At 35.4% G+C, this 18,976-nt stretch carries 19 protein-coding genes and 2 tRNA genes; 6 read left to right on the top strand and 15 right to left on the bottom strand.

Annotation, left to right across the window (positions count from 1 at the left end; all coding sequences use genetic code 11):
- Positions 1-223: 223 nt before the first annotated feature.
- The 7 genes from tatA to ACKU4N_RS01995 form a co-directional block, all read right to left on the bottom strand.
- Positions 224-424 (bottom strand): twin-arginine translocase TatA/TatE family subunit, encoded by a 201-nt coding sequence (tatA, locus tag ACKU4N_RS02025; RefSeq protein WP_321319927.1) that lies wholly within the window; start codon positions 422-424, stop codon positions 224-226.
- Between the two features lie 52 nt (positions 425-476).
- Complete coding sequence (rseP, locus tag ACKU4N_RS02020) at positions 477-1,832, bottom strand: RIP metalloprotease RseP (RefSeq protein ID WP_321319926.1); 1,356 nt, start codon at positions 1,830-1,832, stop codon at positions 477-479.
- 78 nt (positions 1,833-1,910) lie between these two features.
- Complete coding sequence (locus tag ACKU4N_RS02015) at positions 1,911-3,059, bottom strand: 1-deoxy-D-xylulose-5-phosphate reductoisomerase (protein WP_321319925.1); 1,149 nt, start codon at positions 3,057-3,059, stop codon at positions 1,911-1,913.
- A gap of 24 nt (positions 3,060-3,083) precedes the next feature.
- The gene (locus tag ACKU4N_RS02010; RefSeq protein ID WP_321319924.1) at positions 3,084-3,956 is read right to left on the bottom strand and encodes a M23 family metallopeptidase; all 873 of its coding nucleotides are present in this window, start codon (positions 3,954-3,956) and stop codon (positions 3,084-3,086) included.
- A 122-nt stretch (positions 3,957-4,078) separates the two neighbouring features.
- Positions 4,079-4,150 (bottom strand) — tRNA-Met (locus tag ACKU4N_RS02005).
- Between the two features lie 62 nt (positions 4,151-4,212).
- Positions 4,213-4,284, bottom strand: a tRNA-Met gene (locus tag ACKU4N_RS02000).
- Positions 4,285-4,457: 173 nt separating this feature from the next.
- On the bottom strand, positions 4,458-4,901 hold the full coding sequence (locus ACKU4N_RS01995) for a DUF4268 domain-containing protein (protein ID WP_321319923.1): 444 nt from the start codon (positions 4,899-4,901) through the stop codon (positions 4,458-4,460).
- A 134-nt stretch (positions 4,902-5,035) separates the two neighbouring features.
- Here ACKU4N_RS01995 and ACKU4N_RS01990 point away from each other — a divergent pair, with 134 nt between their 5' ends.
- The 6 genes from ACKU4N_RS01990 (at position 5,036) to rnhA (ending at position 11,844) form a co-directional block, all read left to right on the top strand.
- A complete protein-coding gene (locus ACKU4N_RS01990) occupies positions 5,036-6,184 on the top strand; it encodes a metallophosphoesterase (RefSeq protein ID WP_321319922.1) in 1,149 nt (382 codons plus the stop codon).
- Between the two features lie 12 nt (positions 6,185-6,196).
- Positions 6,197-6,874, top strand: coding sequence for a DUF4956 domain-containing protein (locus ACKU4N_RS01985; RefSeq protein ID WP_321319921.1), 678 nt, complete (start codon positions 6,197-6,199; stop codon positions 6,872-6,874).
- 19 nt (positions 6,875-6,893) lie between these two features.
- Positions 6,894-7,973, top strand: a complete 1,080-nt coding sequence (locus ACKU4N_RS01980) for a hypothetical protein (protein ID WP_321319920.1) — start codon at positions 6,894-6,896, stop codon at positions 7,971-7,973.
- Between the two features lie 65 nt (positions 7,974-8,038).
- Positions 8,039-8,644, top strand: a complete 606-nt coding sequence (locus ACKU4N_RS01975; protein ID WP_321319919.1) for a ribonuclease HII — start codon at positions 8,039-8,041, stop codon at positions 8,642-8,644.
- A 265-nt stretch (positions 8,645-8,909) separates the two neighbouring features.
- On the top strand, positions 8,910-11,087 hold the full coding sequence (locus ACKU4N_RS01970) for a S46 family peptidase (RefSeq protein WP_321319918.1): 2,178 nt from the start codon (positions 8,910-8,912) through the stop codon (positions 11,085-11,087).
- A 298-nt stretch (positions 11,088-11,385) separates the two neighbouring features.
- Positions 11,386-11,844 carry a ribonuclease HI gene (gene rnhA / locus ACKU4N_RS01965; RefSeq protein WP_321319917.1) on the top strand — a complete coding sequence of 153 codons (459 nt, stop codon included), beginning with the start codon at positions 11,386-11,388 and terminating at the stop codon, positions 11,842-11,844.
- 7 nt (positions 11,845-11,851) lie between these two features.
- On the opposite strand, the gene ACKU4N_RS01960 is transcribed toward rnhA, so the two are convergent.
- The 8 genes from ACKU4N_RS01960 to ACKU4N_RS01925 all read right to left on the bottom strand — a co-directional run bounded on the left by ACKU4N_RS01960 (position 11,852) and on the right by ACKU4N_RS01925 (position 18,566).
- Positions 11,852-12,877 (bottom strand): potassium channel family protein, encoded by a 1,026-nt coding sequence (locus tag ACKU4N_RS01960; protein ID WP_321319916.1) that lies wholly within the window; start codon positions 12,875-12,877, stop codon positions 11,852-11,854.
- A gap of 10 nt (positions 12,878-12,887) precedes the next feature.
- Positions 12,888-13,238 (bottom strand): S-adenosylmethionine decarboxylase, encoded by a 351-nt coding sequence (locus ACKU4N_RS01955; RefSeq protein WP_321319915.1) that lies wholly within the window; start codon positions 13,236-13,238, stop codon positions 12,888-12,890.
- A gap of 69 nt (positions 13,239-13,307) precedes the next feature.
- Positions 13,308-14,849 (bottom strand): polyamine aminopropyltransferase, encoded by a 1,542-nt coding sequence (locus ACKU4N_RS01950; RefSeq protein WP_321319914.1) that lies wholly within the window; start codon positions 14,847-14,849, stop codon positions 13,308-13,310.
- 259 nt (positions 14,850-15,108) lie between these two features.
- Complete coding sequence (locus ACKU4N_RS01945; protein WP_321319913.1) at positions 15,109-15,981, bottom strand: DUF350 domain-containing protein; 873 nt, start codon at positions 15,979-15,981, stop codon at positions 15,109-15,111.
- 30 nt (positions 15,982-16,011) lie between these two features.
- A complete protein-coding gene (locus ACKU4N_RS01940; protein ID WP_321319912.1) occupies positions 16,012-16,803 on the bottom strand; it encodes a hypothetical protein in 792 nt (263 codons plus the stop codon).
- 75 nt (positions 16,804-16,878) lie between these two features.
- Positions 16,879-17,415, bottom strand: a complete 537-nt coding sequence (locus ACKU4N_RS01935) for a DUF4178 domain-containing protein (protein ID WP_321319911.1) — start codon at positions 17,413-17,415, stop codon at positions 16,879-16,881.
- 30 nt (positions 17,416-17,445) lie between these two features.
- Positions 17,446-18,150, bottom strand: coding sequence for a PspA/IM30 family protein (locus tag ACKU4N_RS01930; protein WP_321319910.1), 705 nt, complete (start codon positions 18,148-18,150; stop codon positions 17,446-17,448).
- Between the two features lie 20 nt (positions 18,151-18,170).
- Positions 18,171-18,566: a YbjN domain-containing protein gene (locus tag ACKU4N_RS01925; RefSeq protein WP_321319909.1), complete on the bottom strand. Its 396-nt coding sequence runs from the start codon at positions 18,564-18,566 to the stop codon at positions 18,171-18,173.
- Between the last annotated feature and the right edge of the window lie 410 nt (positions 18,567-18,976).

The raw sequence follows: 18,976 nt of genomic DNA, 5'->3' as shown, positions 1-18,976 counted from the left end.
ATATGTCAGCATTTAAATGCTCCTAAATTTCGCAAAATAATACGAAATGAAGATATTTCATCAACAAAATAACATAAAAAAAACATTTATTTCTAAATGTTTCGCTTAAAATGAATCTAAACAACTAAAAGTTTAGTTTTCATGGCATTATTGTTTTAATCCAATCCAGAAAAAAAAGGAAGTAACAAAAAAAAGACAGGAAGTAACTCCTGCCTTTCCTTTACTATTTATTGTTGGATTCTTTATCCTTACTTTTATCCTTATCGTCATCCATGTCGGTAGCCTTTTTAAACTCTTTCATTCCCTGACCTAATCCTTTCATTAGTTCCGGAATTTTTTTTCCACCAAAAAGAAGCACAATTACAAATACAATTATTACTATTTGCCAGGGACCAACCATTCCGGCTAAAACAAAAAGGTTCATATCTATTTATTTAATGATTTAGAATACTAAGTTACTAATTTTACTGAAATTTCTATTTCATATTAGAAATCCATTTTACAACATCATTACCATTTGCAAATAGTAAGAGTCCAAACAACAGCACCATTCCTGTTATCTGAGCATACTCCATAAATTTATCACCTGGTTTTCTTCCTGTAATGATCTCATACATCAGAAACATTACATGTCCGCCATCTAAAGCAGGAATTGGAAGAATATTCATAATTGCTAAAATAATTGAAAGAAATGCTGTCAGATTCCAAAAGGCCTCCCAGTTCCAAACACCCGGAAAAATATTACCAATGGTAATAAAACCACCTATTGATTTATATGCTTTAGTTTCCGAAGAAAAAATTAATTTAAACTGCTTTAAATAGGATCCCAGCTTATCGATCCCTTTATTAAAACCTGCAGGAATTGACTCAAAGAAACTGTATTCCAATGTTTCATACTCGAACAAACCCGATTCAATTTGAGGGTAGAATCCAATTTTTCCATCATCTCCAACAGTAAGCTGAACTTGTTCAGATTTTCCTTCACGATCTAATTGAACCAGAATACTTTCATTTTTCTTAGATTGCAAAAAAGTCTGAAATTGATCGTAATAACTGAAACCAACAGAATCAATAGAAACAATTTTATCTCCTTTAATAATTCCGGCCTCACTTGCCGGTGATTCTTTCAACACTTTTCCAATAGAAACAGCACTGTAAGGATAACGGATATCAAACACAGGACTTAGAGAGAACCCTTTACTGCTCTTCTCCAATAGTGCCGGAACAAAAGAAGAAGGAATATCAACACTTAGCTGCTCATTATTTCTTATGAATTGAATTGACTTAGGACTATTTAGAAGGATATCTGGTACGATGTCACTAAATTTTTTTACTTTTTGATTATCCAAAGCAACAATTTTGTCACCATCCTGCAATCCAATACTCTCGGCCAAAGAATCACAAACAACACCGTACTTCACATTTTCAGCCGGCAAATACTGCTCGCCCCAGGTGTAAAGTACTGCAACATAAATAACAAATGCCAGAATAAAGTTCACCAAAACACCGCCTACCATGATCAGTAACCTTTGCCATGCAGGTTTGGATCTGAATTCATAAGGTTCAGGAGGTAATTTCATCTGCTCCTTATCCATTGACTCATCAATCATTCCTGATATTTTCACATAACCACCAAGTGGGAGCCATCCAATACCGTATTCTGTTTCGCCCTTTTTAAACTTAAACAAAGAAAATCCAGGATCGAAAAACATATAAAACTTTTCAACTCTGGTTTTGAACAATTTTGCAAAGGTAAAATGCCCTAACTCATGCAATACAACCAAGATGGACAAACTCAACAAAAACTGTCCTATTTTAACAATTACTTCCATTCAATTTCAATTAATAATTTAAACTCTTTGCCAATTAATAAGATCATTAAATTAGCGGATGCCTAAGATAGGCATTTTTTACAACATAGATAATGCCATTTTCCTTGCCTCATTATCTGTTAACACATAATCTTCGTAGCCCGGATTTTTAATAAACCCGGTTTTATGCATACAGTTTTCGATAATATCGCTCATTCGTAAAAATCCAACTTCATCTCTTAAAAAGGCATCAACAACAATTTCATTGGCCGCATTTACTATACATGGTAAATTACCTCCTTTTTCCATGGCCTGAAAAGCCAAATCCAAATTTCTAAAATTCTTTGAATCCGCAGCTTCAAAACTTAAATTTGGATAATCTAAAAAATTGAAACGTTGAAAACCTGTTTTTAATCTTTTCGGATAGGTAAGGGCAAACTGGATAGGCAGTTTCATATCCGGCAATCCCATTTGTGCTTTCATCGATCCATCTTCAAATTGCACTATGGAATGAACAATTGATTGCGGATGCACAATCACATCAATTTGAGAAGGTTTTAAATCGAACAACCACTTGGCTTCAATCGCCTCAAAGCCCTTATTCATCATACTGGCAGAATCGATGGTTATTTTTGCTCCCATATCCCAGTTAGGATGCTGCAAGGCTTGCTTAGAGCTTACATTTTCGAGAAATTTTTTATCCTTGCCTCGAAAAGGTCCTCCTGAAGCGGTCAAATAAATCTTCTCTATTGAATTATCAAACTCTCCGGACAAACACTGAAAGATTGCTGAGTGTTCAGAATCAACAGGGTAAATATTAACACCATTCTCTAAGGCTAATTTTTGAATAATTTCACCCGCAACCACAAGAGTTTCCTTGTTTGCCAAAGCAATATTCTTTTTTGCCTCAATTGCTTTTATAGTAGGCAGAAGTCCGGAATATCCAACCATTGCTGTAACCACAACATCAATTGATGACATTTGCACGACTTGTGCTATTGCATCAATCCCAGCATAAACCTTTATAGGTTCATCTTTTAAAGCTTCAGAAAGCTCGGTATATTTTTCTTCGCAAGCAATAACAACAACATCAGGATGGAATTTTTTCGCTTGCTGAATCAACAATTCAATATTGTTATTCGCAGTCAGCACATCCACAATAAATACATCAGGATTGGCTTCCACCACCTCTAAGGTCTGCGTTCCAATGGAACCGGTAGATCCCAAAATGGCAATGTGTTTACTCATCAATAATTAGAGTTTTGTTTGTAGTTAGAATTTGATATAATCCTCGGGATTTAATGCCTGTCCATTGTGCCACAATTCAAAATGCAAATGAGGCCCGGATGTAAGCTCACCCGAATTCCCCAGTAAAGCAATTGCCTCGCCTGCTTTTACATGCTCGCCTGTTTTCTTTAACAGTTCGGAGTTGTGCTTGTAAATCGACAATAAATTGTTTGAATGTTGAATCTGGATAACGTAGCCAGTATTCAACGTCCACTCCGAAAACACAACAGTTCCATCTAATACCGATGAAATTCTTTCATTCAGTCCCCCAACAACGTCGGTGCCAAAATGTTCAATCTTACTATCGTAATGATTGGAAACCATGCCGTTAATTGGCGCAAAAAAGTGAGTATTGGATAAACCACGGGCTTTGGCAGCACTTCCAAGAGATAAATTATATTTCTCATCCTCCTCATGCTCTTTCCGAAACACAGAATCGTTGGAAGAGGTACTAAAGCTTAAATCTTTATATTTAGGATCAACTATTGAATCATCAGCATTCTCCACAACATTATCGAAATCATTTCCTGAAATAACATTTCGAATTCCTTGAAAAAAGCGATCTCTTTTATCCAGTTCTGCAATCAGGGAATCAGCTAAAATCGCATTATCCTCAATGTTTTTTCGCATTTCACCATCGGGATAACCTGGAATATATTCACGCAACGGAGTAAATGCAATAAGTAAAGTCACCAAAGCGATAAGGACAATTGAAAACAATCCAGTTACGGTAAAAACATTTAAACGTGATAATCGAATCGATAACACCTCATCAAAAGTACCTTCATTGGAAATAGTTAACCTGTATTTGTTTTTTAATTTCTCAAGCAAAGGTTTTTTTTCTTTTAAACGACTCATAACGAACGGATCTAAAATATTTACGCAAAGGTAAGAGAATTAGCGTAAAATGTTTACTTCTAAGAAGCTAAAAATTGCCAATAAAAAAAGGGCTTTGGAGTAATCCAAAGCCCTTTTGCTAGTAGCGGGAGCCAGACTCGAACTGACGACCTTTGGGTTATGAGCCCAACGAGCTACCACTGCTCCATCCCGCAATATATTTTCAAAAGATACGATCTATTATGTCTTTTTAGGCTTCTTTAATCCTAATTCTTAGTAGCGGGAGCCAGACTCGAACTGACGACCTTTGGGTTATGAGCCCAACGAGCTACCACTGCTCCATCCCGCAATATATTTTAAGACATATCTTTCGTTTTGCGGTTGCAAAGATAGGAGGCTTTTGTTCGAAAACAAAATTATTGCGGTAAAATTTAAACAAATCCTTATCCACACTGCGCCAAACAAGGATGTAAGCACTGTTTACCACACAGATACAATTCAAAAAAAAATATCCAACTCAACTTACAATACAACATCTTTAACATCTAAAAATGCTTCTTCTAAAATTGTCATTTTCGAGAACATAAATTCAAAATAGCTTTTCCATTCATCTTTATTATAAATCGACGCACCTTCCAAATGATAATAAATCATACTTACCTCTTTAAATCCCTCAATAAAATGGTCTTTCTCCCATTTTAACTCCGTTCCGCAAGTATCTGTTATTACAGGTTTATACTTCTCGAACCGTTCATAAACAGAGTGTCTTTTCGAATCCAACTTACTGTCGATCTGAAGAATAACAAAAGCGCCATTCTCATTCAAGTCAAACTTTAACTGCACCTCTTTAATCTGAGTTCCACGTAAAACCCATGATGTCATCTTCCTTCCCTTTTCCTTTGAATATCTTTTAAATCCATCCCAAAACTGGATCTTAATTTCTTTAGATTCTTCTTTAGTATACATTACTCAACTTTTTTTTTACAAAAATAAGGATATCTTACAAGATATAATGATTTGAAAGAATATGAATTCGCATTTAATTAAAATGGAAATTAATCTTATCTTTAAACACTCTAAATAACGCAATCAGATTATTAATGCAAATAAAACAAGTCTACATATATTTACTCCTCCTATTATTGCTTGGTTCTTTTCAATCTCATGCATCTTTCGATCAGGATACAATTTGCAAAGACTCCCTGATTGTTGCCAGCTATGTTGAAGGTCCGCATGTTAGATATATTTCTCCAACAAGGGTTGAAGCTTTCTATATAGTACACGACAGCATCAAAAACAGAACCAGAAAAATAAGTAAAAGTTTCCGGTTTAAGAATGACACCGCATCCTTCATTGGATTTGCAGGACATGACACTTTAACTTATATTATCCCTAATAAAATAGAGCCTGAACCTGGGGAAAACCCTTCAAATAATAGAATAGTAGTACTGGGAGATATTCATGGTGAATTTGAATCCTTATTAGCTATTCTTCGATACAACAAAATTATTGATAAAAAAAACAAATGGAACTATGGTGCCGGACAAGTGGTATTTACCGGCGATGTTTTTGATAGAGGTGATAAGGTAACAGAATGTCTCTGGTTTATTTTTCAATTGGAAATACAAGCAAAAAAACAAGGAGGCATGGTTCATTATCTGTTGGGGAATCATGAAATGATGGCTCTGCTGTTTGATGACCGATATGTTATTGATAAATATCAGCATGCTGCTCATCATTTACAATTTCATTATTCTCATTTTTTCGACAAACATTCGGTTTTGGGAAAATGGTTACGGTCTAAAAACACACTTGTTCGTATTGGAGAGCAGTTATTTGTACATGGTGGTATTTCACCTAAACTTCTGGAGAAAAAAATGAGTATTAATGAAGTGAATGTTGGAATGAGATATCATCTAAATAATTACACAGCATTAGTAGATACTACATTGGTAGATTTATTCTTATATTCAAATAGTCCGTTATGGTATCGCGGATATTTATCAAGAACCCCAAAATATGATCGGATCTCTTTACAGGAAGTACTAAAGACACTGGAATTTTACCATGCCAATGTAATCATCTTCGGACACACTCCTGTTGCCAGGGTATATCCATTTTATTCATTTAAGCTAATTGCGATGGATGTTCCCATAGGTGATCCTAACTATATTGATCAGGGCTTACTTATAGAGAATCAGAAATATTATCGGATATTTGCACATAAGAAAAAGGAACGATTACAATAAAACCGAAACGACATGGAAGTTTTTACTGATATAATAGCAAACCCGAATATTCCAACATCTTTTATGTACTCGAATAATATTCTTGAATTGCTACTCCGATTCATACTTAATTTAGCGGTAACGGTTTTTGTAATCAATTACGTTTATTTTAGAGCTACAGGGAAACGATCCTACGTTTTTACGTATATCATGATAAGTACAACCGTATTCTTTCTTTGTTTTTTACTTGGAAGTATTGAATTACAATTGGGTTTTGCGCTTGGATTATTTGCAATTTTTGGAATTATTCGATACCGTACCGATACCATACCAATCCGGGAGATGACCTACCTTTTTCTTGTCATTACCATATCAGTTATTAATGCATTAACCAGAGGTGAAGTTAGTTTTGGCGAAATTGCTTTTACCAATACAGCTTTTATGGCTACTACCTGGGTAATGGAAAGAGTATGGATGAGACGTCATCTTGCAAGAAGAACCATAGTATACGATCGACTTGATTTAATTCATCCCAGTAAGCATCAGGAATTGATTAATGACATCCAAACCCGAACAGGAATGGTAGTCGCAAAATTTAATATTGGACAAATAGATTTAGCAAAAGGATATATAAAACTAATTGTATTCTACAAAGAATCAGCAACTCCTAATATCTTAACCGATGCCGAAATAAGCGAAAGGAGCTCCTGATAAATAAAACACTCAAATTATGATAAAATTATTTCGATACAAGGCTTTTCTGATGCTCCTTCTATTCTCACTAGGATGTACAAGACTACTTGTGATTGGTCAAGAAAAAATCGATTCTGTTTATCATGCTCCGGATTTATTTGAATCCGATTCACTTATTGAATTGTCAATAACTACTGATCTGAAGTCATTGGTTAAAGATGTAGGTGATAATAACAAATATCACAAGGGGAGACTCTCCTACCTACTTGGTGATTCAATTGTTTCTATGATTGTAGAACTTAAAACCAGAGGGAATTTCAGGAAAGATCGTAGTATTTGTGCATTTCCACCATTAACTGTAAAATTCAACAAAGCAGAATCAAACTATTCTCTTTTTCACGATAACGATAAGCTAAAATTGGTTTCTCATTGCCAAAATCGCAATTCCAAATTCGAACAAATGCTTATTCATGAATATCTCATCTACAAGGCATACAATATTTTCACACCTGAAAGTTTTAGAGTTCGTTTGGTAAAGATTACCTACAAAGACAGTAAAGAAGAGATGCAAGCTCTTGAAAAATTTGCATTCTTCATAGAGGATTTTAAAAAAATGGCTGCAAGGAATGGCAAGATAACCCGTTACGACAAAAAAATTCATCAAGATCGTACCAACATCAGTAAAATAACCAAACTTGCCATATTCCAATACATGGTTGGAAACACCGACTGGGGAGTGCCAACCCTCCATAACATTAAGCTTATTTCGAAAACCCCAACCTCAAGTTTGATTGCAGTACCTTATGATTTCGACTGGGCCAGTTTGGTAGATGCTCCTTATGCCATTCCGAATGCTAAATTAGATATTCAATCCATTCATGAACGGCTTTACAGGGGTTATAAACGAACCGCTGAAGAACTGGAATGTGTTTTTAGGGAATTTCGAATGAAAAAAGAACTTTTATACGACCTATACACAAATTGTCCTTATCTGGATAATAAGGAAAAAGAACGGGCCTTAAATTATTTCGATGAATTCTATGAAATAATAGACAATCCTAAAAGTGTAAAGTCAGAATTTATTGACGGATCCCGAACTATAAAACACAAAAACTAATTTAATATATGCACATTTGATTCAATAGAAAATTCGATCTATTTTTACAGTCAAATATTGCATCTATGAATGAATTAGCCTCCTATTTACACAAAAATATGATTGAAGCCGGTTGCGACGAAGCAGGACGAGGATGTCTTGCCGGCCCCGTATTCGCATCAGCAGTAATCTTACCTAAAAATTTTTCGGACAAATTATTAAACGATTCAAAAAAACTCTCTGAAAAAAACAGATATCTGCTTCGTGAAGTAATTCAAAAAGAAGCAATTGCCTGGGCTGTTGGCATTGTAAGTCACACAGAAATTGATCAGATTAATATCCTGAATGCATCATTTTTAGCCATGCACCGAGCTATCGAACAGCTCAAAATCAAACCTGAACATCTGCTTATTGATGGAAACCGTTTCACTCCTTATCCTAATATCAATCATACCTGTATCATTAAAGGTGATGGCAAATACTTATCCATTGCTGCAGCATCCGTTTTAGCAAAAACTTATCGTGATGACTATATGTTATCTGAGCATGAAAAATTTCCTTGCTACGACTGGAAAAATAACAAAGGCTATCCAACAAAAAAACACCGATTGGCAATTCGAGAGCACGGAATCAACTCCATTCATAGAAAGACATTTTCGCTATTGCCAAATCAACTTGAATTAAAATTTTAAACAAATACAGCTCATTAACAGATAATTATGAATCCTCTTTAACGAGAAAATCACAGGGTTCATCTAATTTTCAGAATCACAATCAGATTCAAAACTCTGACAAACAGATCATTAACTCTTACTATTCATTTTATGGTTTTTGATTGAAAAATGTACTCACATATTAATATTAACTTTGCTAATCGACTAAATACTTATAACATCAAATAACCAAACTGGTTTTAAAAGACCAATTCGGTTACATTAAAAATTTAAAGCAATTAAAATGAGAAAATTTGCATCATTAATTTTGGGACTAAGTTTACTACTTAGCTTTTCCAATGCAAAAGCAGATGAAGGCATGTGGCTTTTGTCTTTATTAAATAAGAATGTTGCCGAAATGAAGGCAAAGGGTTTAAAATTATCTGCCGATGATATTTACAACATCAATAACAGTAGTTTAAAAGATGCAATTGTAGGACTGGGAACAGAAGGAAGACCATTCCGTCATTTCTGTACTGGTGAAATTATTTCCGATCAAGGACTATTTCTTACAAATCATCACTGTGGATTTAATGCACTTCAATCGCACTCTACAACAGAACATGATTACCTTTCAGATGGTTTTTGGGCTTACAATAAAAAAGAAGAGCTAACCAATCCTGAAATTACGGCATCAATCCTAGTTCGTATGGAAGATGTATCGGAAAAAGTTCTTTCAAATGTAACTGACGAAATGACTGAGGAAGAACGTTACAAAGCAATTGAAAAAGTTGCTGTAGAATTAGAGAAAAAAGCTGAAGAAGGAACAGATTACAAAGCCAATGTTAAAAGCATGTTTGAGGGAAACCAATATTTTCTCTTTGTATATATGATATATAAAGATGTTCGTTTAGTTGGTGCACCTCCACAATCAATGGGTAAATTTGGCGGCGATACAGATAACTGGATGTGGCCGCGTCATACTGCAGATTTCTCGATGTTCCGCATTTATACCGGCCCTGATGGAAAACCTGCTGGTTACTCGGACAATAACATTCCATTAAAACCAAATCACCACCTTCCTGTTTCTGCCAAAGGTGTAGAAGAACAGGATTTTGCTATGATTATGGGTTTCCCTGGAACTACAGATCGCTATCTTACTTCTTTTGGTTTGGAAGAAACAATGAAAATCACCAATCAAAACCGTTATGATATCCGTACTTTAAAACTGGATATTATGAAAAAAGATATGCTTAAAGATGCTAAAGTTCGTATTCAATATGCAGCCAAGCATGCTCAGAGTGCCAATTACTGGAAGTATTCCAATGAGCAAAACAAGGCTCTTACAAAGTTGAATACTATAGGGAACAAAATAGAAATTGAAAAAGAATATCTTGAATGGGCAAATAAAAAATCAAAAAGAGAAGCTAAATATGGAAAAGCTCTTGAAATGATTGCTCAGGTTTACGCAGAACGTAAGGAAATCATGAATTCAAGTTCTTATTTAAGAGAAGCCTTGCTAAGCGGTGCAGAAATGCCCATTTTCGCAATTCAACTGGGAGGTCTGAAATCTTTACTTGAGGCTGAAACTCAAGATGCAGAAGCTATTGAAAAGACAATTACTGGCTTACGTCATGCTGCTGAAGGGTTCTACAAAGATTACAATGCTCCAACCGATCAAAAGCTGATGGCCGGCATGTATAAAATGTATGCAGCGAATATTGCAGCAGAGCAGCAACCTGAGATATTCAAAACTTTTACTGAAGAATACAACAACGACTTTAACAAATTAGCTTCTGACGTTTATTCAAACTCCATTTTTGCTACATCTGAAAGTTTCAATAAATTTCTTGATGATCCAAAACTGGAAACTCTTGAAAATGATATTGCTTTCAAAATAGGTAACTCAATCATTACTAAATACAAAGAGATTAGAGCTGAATTATCAAAAGGATCTGATCAATTACAAAAAGGGAAACGTCTGTTTGTTGATGGTTTAATGCAAATCAACAAAAAGAAAAACCTGGCTCCGGATGCAAATTCATCTATCCGTTTAACTTATGGAAATGTTGGTGGATACACTCCAAAAGATGGCGTTTACTATAAGCATTTTACAACTCTAAAAGGAGTAATGGAAAAAGAAGATCCTACAAATGATGAATTTGTTGTTCCTGCTAAACTGAAAGAGCTGTACAATAAAAAAGACTTTGGACAGTATGCCGATAAAAATGGCAACTTACCTGTTTGTTTCCTAACCAACAGTGATATTACAGGTGGTAACTCAGGTTCTCCTGTTATAAACGGAAACGGGGAATTAATTGGAACTGCTTTTGATGGTAATTCTGAAGCTATGTCAGGAGACATCGATTTTGAAGAGAATCTTCAAAGATGTATTAATCTTGATATTCGCTACACACTATTCATTATTGATAAGTTTGCCGGTGCTCAAAACCTGATTGACGAAATGACTATTGTGAAGTAAAAAACAGATGTGAGATTTTAGCCGCAAGCCAACATATTGATTTGCATAACAATACTAAAATTTTATTGAAATAAGTAAGGATGTTCGAGTAATTCGGACATCCTTTTACATTTGTACAAAGACCTAAAAAGGAACATCAAAGTTTCTAGTCTGTCTTACTTGCTGATCGCAATAAGTTGCAATCAGCAATTCAAGAAATGCCTGGAGTAAACTCCGCAGCCTTTTTCTTATGCATCATTTATCCTTTCTGCATCTCATTTTTTTCTTACTTTTGATTTGAAAACCGCAAACCAATAATATGTCGACAAAAATAACCATGTATACCGATGGAGCAGCAAGTGGAAACCCCGGGCCGGGAGGTTATGGTGTTGTTTTAATTTCGGGTAAACATCGTAAAGATTTAAATCAGGGATTCAAGCTAACAACAAACAACAGAATGGAGCTAATGGCTGTAATTGTTGGACTGGAAGCACTAAAAACACCTGACTGTGATGTTACGATTTACTCCGACTCGAAATACGTGGTTGATTCTGTAGAGAAAAAGTGGGTTTTTGGATGGGTTCAAAAGCGTTTTAAAGGGAAAAAAAATGCAGATTTATGGATGAGATTCCTGGAAGTTTATAAAAAACACAATGTGAAATTTGTTTGGATCAAAGGTCACGCTAACATTCCGGGAAACGAACGTGCCGATCAGTTAGCGGTGATGGCTTCCCAAGTGCCTAATCTTCCTGATGATGTTGGTTATAATCCTGAATAATTCGGCTTTATTCACCCTCCTTCACGCCAAAAAAATCTTCCAGATTCTTTTTCGTTTCTCCGCTGGAGATTAAAATCAAGTAATCACCCGTTGCAATCCTTGTTCCCTTAGGCGGATTCTTCATTAACCTGCCCTCCTTTACCATCCCAATTAAAATTGCGTTGTAATCCAGCTTCAGTTTCATGAAAGCAGCCATATATTCCTCATCGGAAAAATCGCAATCGGCTGTAATTATATACTGCTGAATGTCCGAATCTTCATCAGCAATACTTGTAGAAATTAAATCTTCGGTGTAGGCAGCCACATAAGGTTCAAATAAGTAGGATGCAACTAATTTTGAAGCAACTTCACTTTGTGCAATTACATGAACAATACCAGCATTCACAAAAGTTTCTCTCAAACTAGGATTTAAACAAGTAACAACTACGTTCGCCTCAGGGAATCTTTTCTTTAAATTGATCACAAAAACCAGGGTTTCCGAATCATTATCGAAATTTACAAATATTCGTTTTGACTGCTCAACATTCACTTTATTTAAAGCTTCAACATTAGAATAATCCGCAAAAAGACTAAATGTATCTTTAGAAGGAAACAAATCAGCAATTAAATCCAGATCAGCTTTATTATTGGTTACAAAAGCTACCTTTTGTCCTGCCTGAATAATTTGACTTGCTACTTTTTGTCCAAATTCATTCCAGCCAATAATGATGTAATGATTATCAAAATCACTTCCCCAAAAACCACTTTTTTTCTTTTCCATATACTGATTAAATCTAACAGTTACTTCACCAATTACAAATCCCAATATTCCTAAACTACCAATAATCACAATAAGACCAATAATTTTACCAGCAAATGTTACCGGATAAAAATCACCATATCCTACCGTAGTAAGAGTAACAATGGCATACCAAAAAGCATCTCCAATTGTCTTGATATTGGAATCGGGTGACTGCCCCTCAAAATATTTAATTCCCAGTATGGCAATTACGTATATTAAAAATGCAATGAAAATGCTTAGCCTTTTCTTCATGTGATTCTACTTATTCAGGTACACAAATTTCTACTCCATCTCCGTTCCATTTCATGTTCAGCTTACCCGCATTTACCAGACTTTTAAAATCTTCTGATTTTTTTTGGCTGCAGCTGCTCAATTCAACATACGACCATCCTTTATCAGGAAAAGTATGAATGGCCAAATGCGATTCAGCCAACAACCAAAATGCCGTATATCCCTGAACCGGAAAATAATGATCGGTAAAATTCAAAATCACAAAACCAACCTGCTCCAAATAATTTTGAAACTGCACTTGTAAAACCTTTGGTTCATATTCCGAAACCCAAAATCGAAGATTGTGAATTTTTGCTTCTAATATTTTTGTTTTCGTCTCCATTGGATCTTGATTTTTTTGATTTTAAATCAGTGCAAATATGTTGCAAAATGTTACAAGCCCACACTAATTTTAATAAAGATCCCAATTGCCTTTTAAATAATATTGATACAATACGGGATCATGAATTCTATTGATATAAACACTGTCCTTTTCCCAAGGATAAAAATCCTTGCCAAAAGATGTAATCAAGGTCATTGCTTCTTTATTGATCCAACGAGTTGGTACTTCTATATCGAGATTTTGCAATTGTTTTTTCACATTTTTGTCAGCAGGCTCTTTAACGCCTAAGCTCCATCCCCATTCTCCCAAAGTTATTACCTGATTGTGCATGGGAACCGTCACGAACCCCGCACTTTTCATTGTCTCCAATATACAGGAAAATGCCTGTGTTGCGAAATACGGACTTCCAGCCTGAGTTACAATAACACCTCCCGGCCTTAAATGCCGATAACAAAGTTTATAAAATTCATGCGAATACAAACGTCCCAGTTCAACACCTCTCGGGTCGGGTAAATCAATAATTACAACATCGTAATAATCATCAATCGATAACAAATATTTGTACCCATCCTCATTCAGCACCTCAACCTTTTCATCACTCAACGAATTCTGATTTAGACTAGTTAGAATAGGATGTGTTTTGCCCAAATTAGTCATAGCCGGATCTAAATCCACCAAAGTAATCTTTTCAACTTTTGGATATTTTAAAATTTCCCGAACAGCACAACCATCACCACCGCCTAATACTAAAACGTTAACCGGATTTGGGTGCAAACTCATGGCCGGATGCACTAAAGGTTCATGATACATCAATTCATCACGCGTACATAACTGTTCGTTACCATTTAGATACAACCAGTAATCATTCTTCCATTTTGTAATTACAATGCGCTGATATTTTGTCTGTTGTGTGTAAATCACCTTGTCGGAATATTTTTGTTGTTCTCCATACCTAATGATAGGATCAGTGACAAAAACTCCCGTTGTAAGCAAAATCATGATAAATGTGCCTAATACAATCAGCACTTTTCTCTCTGAGGATTTCAAAAGATCCCAAAGAAAAATCAACACCACAATCGAGACAGAGAAATTTACAAACCCCAGAATAAAGGGAGTATAAATCAATCCAAACACCGGTAATCCAACAAAGGCAAAAAAGATTCCTCCCAGTAAACTTCCATAGTAATCATTCTCCAGAATGTTGGAGATATTAAACTGTAATTTCTCATAATCGTCGTTAATACGGATCACCAAAGGTATTTCCATTCCAATCAACAATCCAATGCAGATTGCCAGGCTATAAATAAGAATTCCAATGGATTGAGTATATGCCGAAGCCGTATAAACCAATAAAGCTGCAAACGAAACAATGAACGATAACGCAAATTCCAATATCAGAAAATGTTTCAATAAACGGGTCTCAAAATTCTTCGTAATCCGGCTGCCCAAACCCATTGAGAATAACATGAGCGAGATAATCATCACCCAATGAAAAACAGAATTACCTAAGAAATACTGAGCCAAAGTGGACAAAATATACTCTGCCACCACTCCGGAAAATCCGGTAGCAAAAATTGCCGCTTTTAATAATGTTGATTTATTCTTGAACACTTCTTTTTTAATTATAAATTAAGAATTATTAATGATGAATTAGAATGCACAGAACGACATTACCCAACTCACAATCTTTAATTCATAACATTCAGGCACCAGTCCCTTTCCAGATAACTCCTAAAAGAGAAAAGTTCCAAAAATTTGTTGAGTCTTGCTATTTCTACCTAATCCTTTTTAAAAGGATGAATTCTAAATCATGAGCACAAAGGATATTTTTTGAATTTACCCTGAAATTAAAAACTCATAATTCATAATTTTACAAACACCAGGTAATTAGAACCGATCCACCGATATAAGCAAATGCTTCAATCAGAGCAGCTCCAACATTTGGCTTCTCCTGATTGATAATTTCATCGGTTAAGCGTTCGCCGGGAAGTAATATCTTATCCGTAATTAAACGCATTACCGGTAATAAAATCAATCCAACAACAAGCTCAAAACCTGCTTCAGTAAAACTTGGTAACCACCCTTCAAAATCTCCTATTAATCCAAAACGAATTAAATTTCCTATCGCAATTATAGCTCCGGCAAAACCAATTCCAACCGCAACATTGTCTTTTTCAATGTGCTCATGCAAATTGTACGGAGTTATCCAGTTGTAAATACGTGTAGTAACAATAAGGGCTAACTGACCAAATGCCCAAAAAACAACAGCAGTTAAAACACCAAATAAAAGTCCTTCACTCTCACCCGAAACTGCTCCAAAAATAATTAATCCCGAAGCAACTGAAACAGCTCCCTCAACAACACCGGTCCCAACATTTTGATCTTCAATGATCTCCTTACGAACTGAAAATTTCCGAAGAATTAAATAATCAGACAAAAATATGGAGATGTTCAAAAGTACAATGGCCAACAAACCATAAACGGCAATGTCAATCACATCATTTACCAAACCATTTGATGGTCCTACAATGGCACTTCCTATTGAAAACAATAAGCCGATATAATATCCCACATGGGAAATGGCAAAGGCAAAATTATCTTTCTTCACCAACTCCTCTTTCACTTTAAAAGATGGATGAAGCAATTGATAAACAAATTTTCCGATTAGGAAAATGGCAAAGGCTGCCATGATATAAACCACAGCGTCATAAACGATAAACGAAATTTCTGATAATGATATCATAAGTTTTAAATCTATGAGTTATACAATGGTTTATTTGCCAAATCCACCGCTGCGTGAGCGAGTTGAACTTGTGCGGTATCTTGATGAACTTCTTGTTGTTTTGCTCGAAGATCTTGTGCTGCTTGAACCTGAAGAACGACTCACCCTACTTCGAACTTTATCTTTAAATGTAGAAGGTTTGCTTCCCCATTTACTATTGGTTCCCGAACCGGAAGAAGTATAAGATTTTGTGCCATAAACAGGGCTGCTTCCATTTGGACCGTAGTATCCTCTGGAACTTCCGTAATATCCTCCTCCACGGTAATCATCCCAGTAAGAACGTCGGTACGATCCCATATTGAACATGTGCGACATAAAAGCATATTGTCCGTAGAATGCCCAGAAAGAAGCCCCCCCCCGATTTTCCCATCGTCCGTATTTCTCATTTCCAACATAGTGATTGTATCCTGCAGGCACAGCTTGCTTCGTTACAATTCCATCCTTTTTAGAAGCAATTTCCATTCCCATATTGTTCAGATTCTGAGAGAAGAAAGCCGCACTCACATTTTTCCAGGCAGACTTTTGTTCCACAACGGTGTCCGGACGCTGAACAATCACCTGATATTGATGACGATAATCGTCAGAACCTTCATTAGCATCCATATCAAATAAGATTATCGAGAAGTTCTGTTCATCATTCAACTCCTTAATCAAATTATCAACAGGAGATTTTTGCCATGTTTCAGCAACTGAAGAAGAGGAGGAAGATCCTGATCGTCCACAAGTCTTTGCTATAAAAAACACCACAATAATCCCAATGATTACTTTAGTTACTGTGTTCATAAATTATAGTTTATAATTACGAATTAAGAGTTATCGATGAAAGTCAGATGCTTTTCACCAATAACTCTTACTAACTTATTTAGGCAAAATATTAGATATTTCGAATTCCTTAATTGCCTTACCGGCCGAAGCTTCAAATTCTTTTTCATCCCATTGCTCAATGGTAACAATATATTCTCCGGACTCATCAACAAAATCCCATGATATAAATTCCACCCAATCCTCTCCACGGGCTTTATCATTAAAGTAACCCGGTGATTCCTGATCAAAGAAATATTTTTTATCCTTATAGATTACACTCTTTGGAGGTTTCTGATCCGTTAATAAATCTGAAAGCACATTCTCGCCCAATTCACGAACCTTAATCTTATCGCAAACCCCCAGGCTTATTTCATCATCATCTTCTACAGAAAGAAAAAGTGTCTTGCTGCCATCATTAATCTTGTATTCCTTTGAGAAATAATTATCACCCCAATCGTACTCATAACTCGCCTGCACTTCCCAGCTCGACAGATCATATTCAAAAACAAAACCAACATCCAGATCGGTAACCCGGATATTGGTAGTGTCATATTTCGGCTGTTTTCGTTTAAAAAAATCGGTAAATCCCATTTTTAATTTCGTTCAAATTTGTAAAAACAGCTATTCTTTATTCTTCATTTTCGCTTTCAACTCTTCCAATGCATTGGATGTTTTCACATTGCTTTCGTTTAAAGTTGCATCAATTTCATCATCTAAACTACGGTTTTCAAAAGCAATGTCACCGTATGCTTCGGCCATTGCCTCTTGCTGCGCCACTTTATCTTTCATTTTCTCCAACATCCCAACTGTTCCCGAACTATCAATACCAGAAAGTTGTTTGTTAATTTTTTGAGTAGCCTGACTAACCCGGGCACGGGCTTTTAAAGTCTTCAACTCATTCTCGTAACGAGTAATCGTCGATTTCAACTTCTTCACATTCGTATCCAACTGACTAATGCTGGCATCAAATTTAACAACTTCTTCCTCGGATCTTACTACCGCAGAAACCGCATCTTCTTTTTTCGCTAAAGCTTCGGTTGCCAAACGTTCTGCTTCCGACATTTCAAGCTCACCTCTTTCGGCCTTTTGCAATAATAATATTGCTTTTTGCTCGTAATTTTTAGCTACTGATTTTTGCTCATTTAATTCTCTCTTGCTTCGAATCGCCATTGCCTTAACCTCAGCTAAAGCCTGCAAGCTCTTATCCAAGTCATTTTTCAAATCTCTGATTCCCTGCTCGGTCATCTTAATCGGATCCTCTAATTTATCTATAGCGGCATGAGCTTCAGCTTTGCCAACGTTGAATAATCTACCAAAAATTCCCATTTGTATATTGATTTATCAGGTTACAATTTTGAATATGAAATAATCTCTTCCGAGTACTCACTTAACAGCATTTCCAATGAGTTAAGTGTTGCCTCTAATTCATTCTGATCTAAATTCTCTAATTGCAGAGTATCTCTAAAAAGAACTTTTTTTCCTGATCCGTCGAGAACAAACGCACCATGAATAATTTCCCTGTTCTTTTTCAGTAAAGCTTTATAAATTTCAGGATTATCACTTGTCAACTCAAACAGTACACCTTCAACAATCAAAATTGGATCTTCACAATCAACAATCAGATTTGCAATTCCACCTTCCGGATTTTCAACCACAAACAGCTCTTCTGCCTTATCTTCTTTAATAATAGTGAATTCTAAATTCAACAGGTAATCTTTTACCTTGTTATAATATGTGCTCATATTTCCAGGCTTTTAAATTTCTGATTAAAATTAAAACAAATAATCAATCTAATAAAACATTTACCATCATTGGCCACATTCGATAAACATCTTTCCATTACGAATTTTTTGCTTTGAGTTTGAAATTACTAAATATGAGAGGTTCTTCCCTAATTTTATCGGGAGAATCTTCATTTTATTCGATAAATGCAAGTTTTTACATGTTTTTTGGTTCTCAACTTAGTTCAGCTAATTTTCAACCGCTCCCGGCACTCCAAGAATTTAGAAAATAAAAAGATTCCAAACTCTTTTAAATTTACCGCAAATGTCCTTTTTATTTCATGCAGATATTTATATATTTAGGTTCGTCAAAAAATTAACCATTTATATATTAATAGCTACCGACTTGCTTACCTGTTCAAAATCAATCA

This window comes from Labilibaculum sp. (genome assembly GCF_963664555.1).
Taxonomy (GTDB): Bacteria; Bacteroidota; Bacteroidia; order Bacteroidales; family Marinifilaceae; genus Labilibaculum.
Note: the sequence above shows the minus strand (reverse complement) of the source record. Positions and strands in the feature narration are given on the sequence as shown.

Excerpts from the sequence above, each read along its gene's own strand:
- tatA (WP_321319927.1), bottom strand. The coding sequence starts at position 424 with ATGAACCTTTTTGTTTTAGCCGGAATGGTTGGTCCCTGGCAAATAGTA.
- rseP (WP_321319926.1), bottom strand. The coding sequence starts at position 1,832 with ATGGAAGTAATTGTTAAAATAGGACAGTTTTTGTTGAGTTTGTCCATC.
- ACKU4N_RS02015 (WP_321319925.1), bottom strand. The coding sequence starts at position 3,059 with ATGAGTAAACACATTGCCATTTTGGGATCTACCGGTTCCATTGGAACG.
- ACKU4N_RS02010 (WP_321319924.1), bottom strand. The coding sequence starts at position 3,956 with ATGAGTCGTTTAAAAGAAAAAAAACCTTTGCTTGAGAAATTAAAAAAC.
- ACKU4N_RS01995 (WP_321319923.1), bottom strand. The coding sequence starts at position 4,901 with ATGTATACTAAAGAAGAATCTAAAGAAATTAAGATCCAGTTTTGGGAT.
- ACKU4N_RS01990 (WP_321319922.1), top strand. The coding sequence starts at position 5,036 with ATGCAAATAAAACAAGTCTACATATATTTACTCCTCCTATTATTGCTT.
- ACKU4N_RS01985 (WP_321319921.1), top strand. The coding sequence starts at position 6,197 with ATGGAAGTTTTTACTGATATAATAGCAAACCCGAATATTCCAACATCT.
- ACKU4N_RS01980 (WP_321319920.1), top strand. The coding sequence starts at position 6,894 with ATGATAAAATTATTTCGATACAAGGCTTTTCTGATGCTCCTTCTATTC.
- ACKU4N_RS01975 (WP_321319919.1), top strand. The coding sequence starts at position 8,039 with ATGAATGAATTAGCCTCCTATTTACACAAAAATATGATTGAAGCCGGT.
- ACKU4N_RS01970 (WP_321319918.1), top strand. The coding sequence starts at position 8,910 with ATGAGAAAATTTGCATCATTAATTTTGGGACTAAGTTTACTACTTAGC.
- rnhA (WP_321319917.1), top strand. The coding sequence starts at position 11,386 with ATGTCGACAAAAATAACCATGTATACCGATGGAGCAGCAAGTGGAAAC.
- ACKU4N_RS01960 (WP_321319916.1), bottom strand. The coding sequence starts at position 12,877 with ATGAAGAAAAGGCTAAGCATTTTCATTGCATTTTTAATATACGTAATT.
- ACKU4N_RS01955 (WP_321319915.1), bottom strand. The coding sequence starts at position 13,238 with ATGGAGACGAAAACAAAAATATTAGAAGCAAAAATTCACAATCTTCGA.
- ACKU4N_RS01945 (WP_321319913.1), bottom strand. The coding sequence starts at position 15,981 with ATGATATCATTATCAGAAATTTCGTTTATCGTTTATGACGCTGTGGTT.
- ACKU4N_RS01940 (WP_321319912.1), bottom strand. The coding sequence starts at position 16,803 with ATGAACACAGTAACTAAAGTAATCATTGGGATTATTGTGGTGTTTTTT.
- ACKU4N_RS01935 (WP_321319911.1), bottom strand. The coding sequence starts at position 17,415 with ATGGGATTTACCGATTTTTTTAAACGAAAACAGCCGAAATATGACACT.
- ACKU4N_RS01930 (WP_321319910.1), bottom strand. The coding sequence starts at position 18,150 with ATGGGAATTTTTGGTAGATTATTCAACGTTGGCAAAGCTGAAGCTCAT.
- ACKU4N_RS01925 (WP_321319909.1), bottom strand. The coding sequence starts at position 18,566 with ATGAGCACATATTATAACAAGGTAAAAGATTACCTGTTGAATTTAGAA.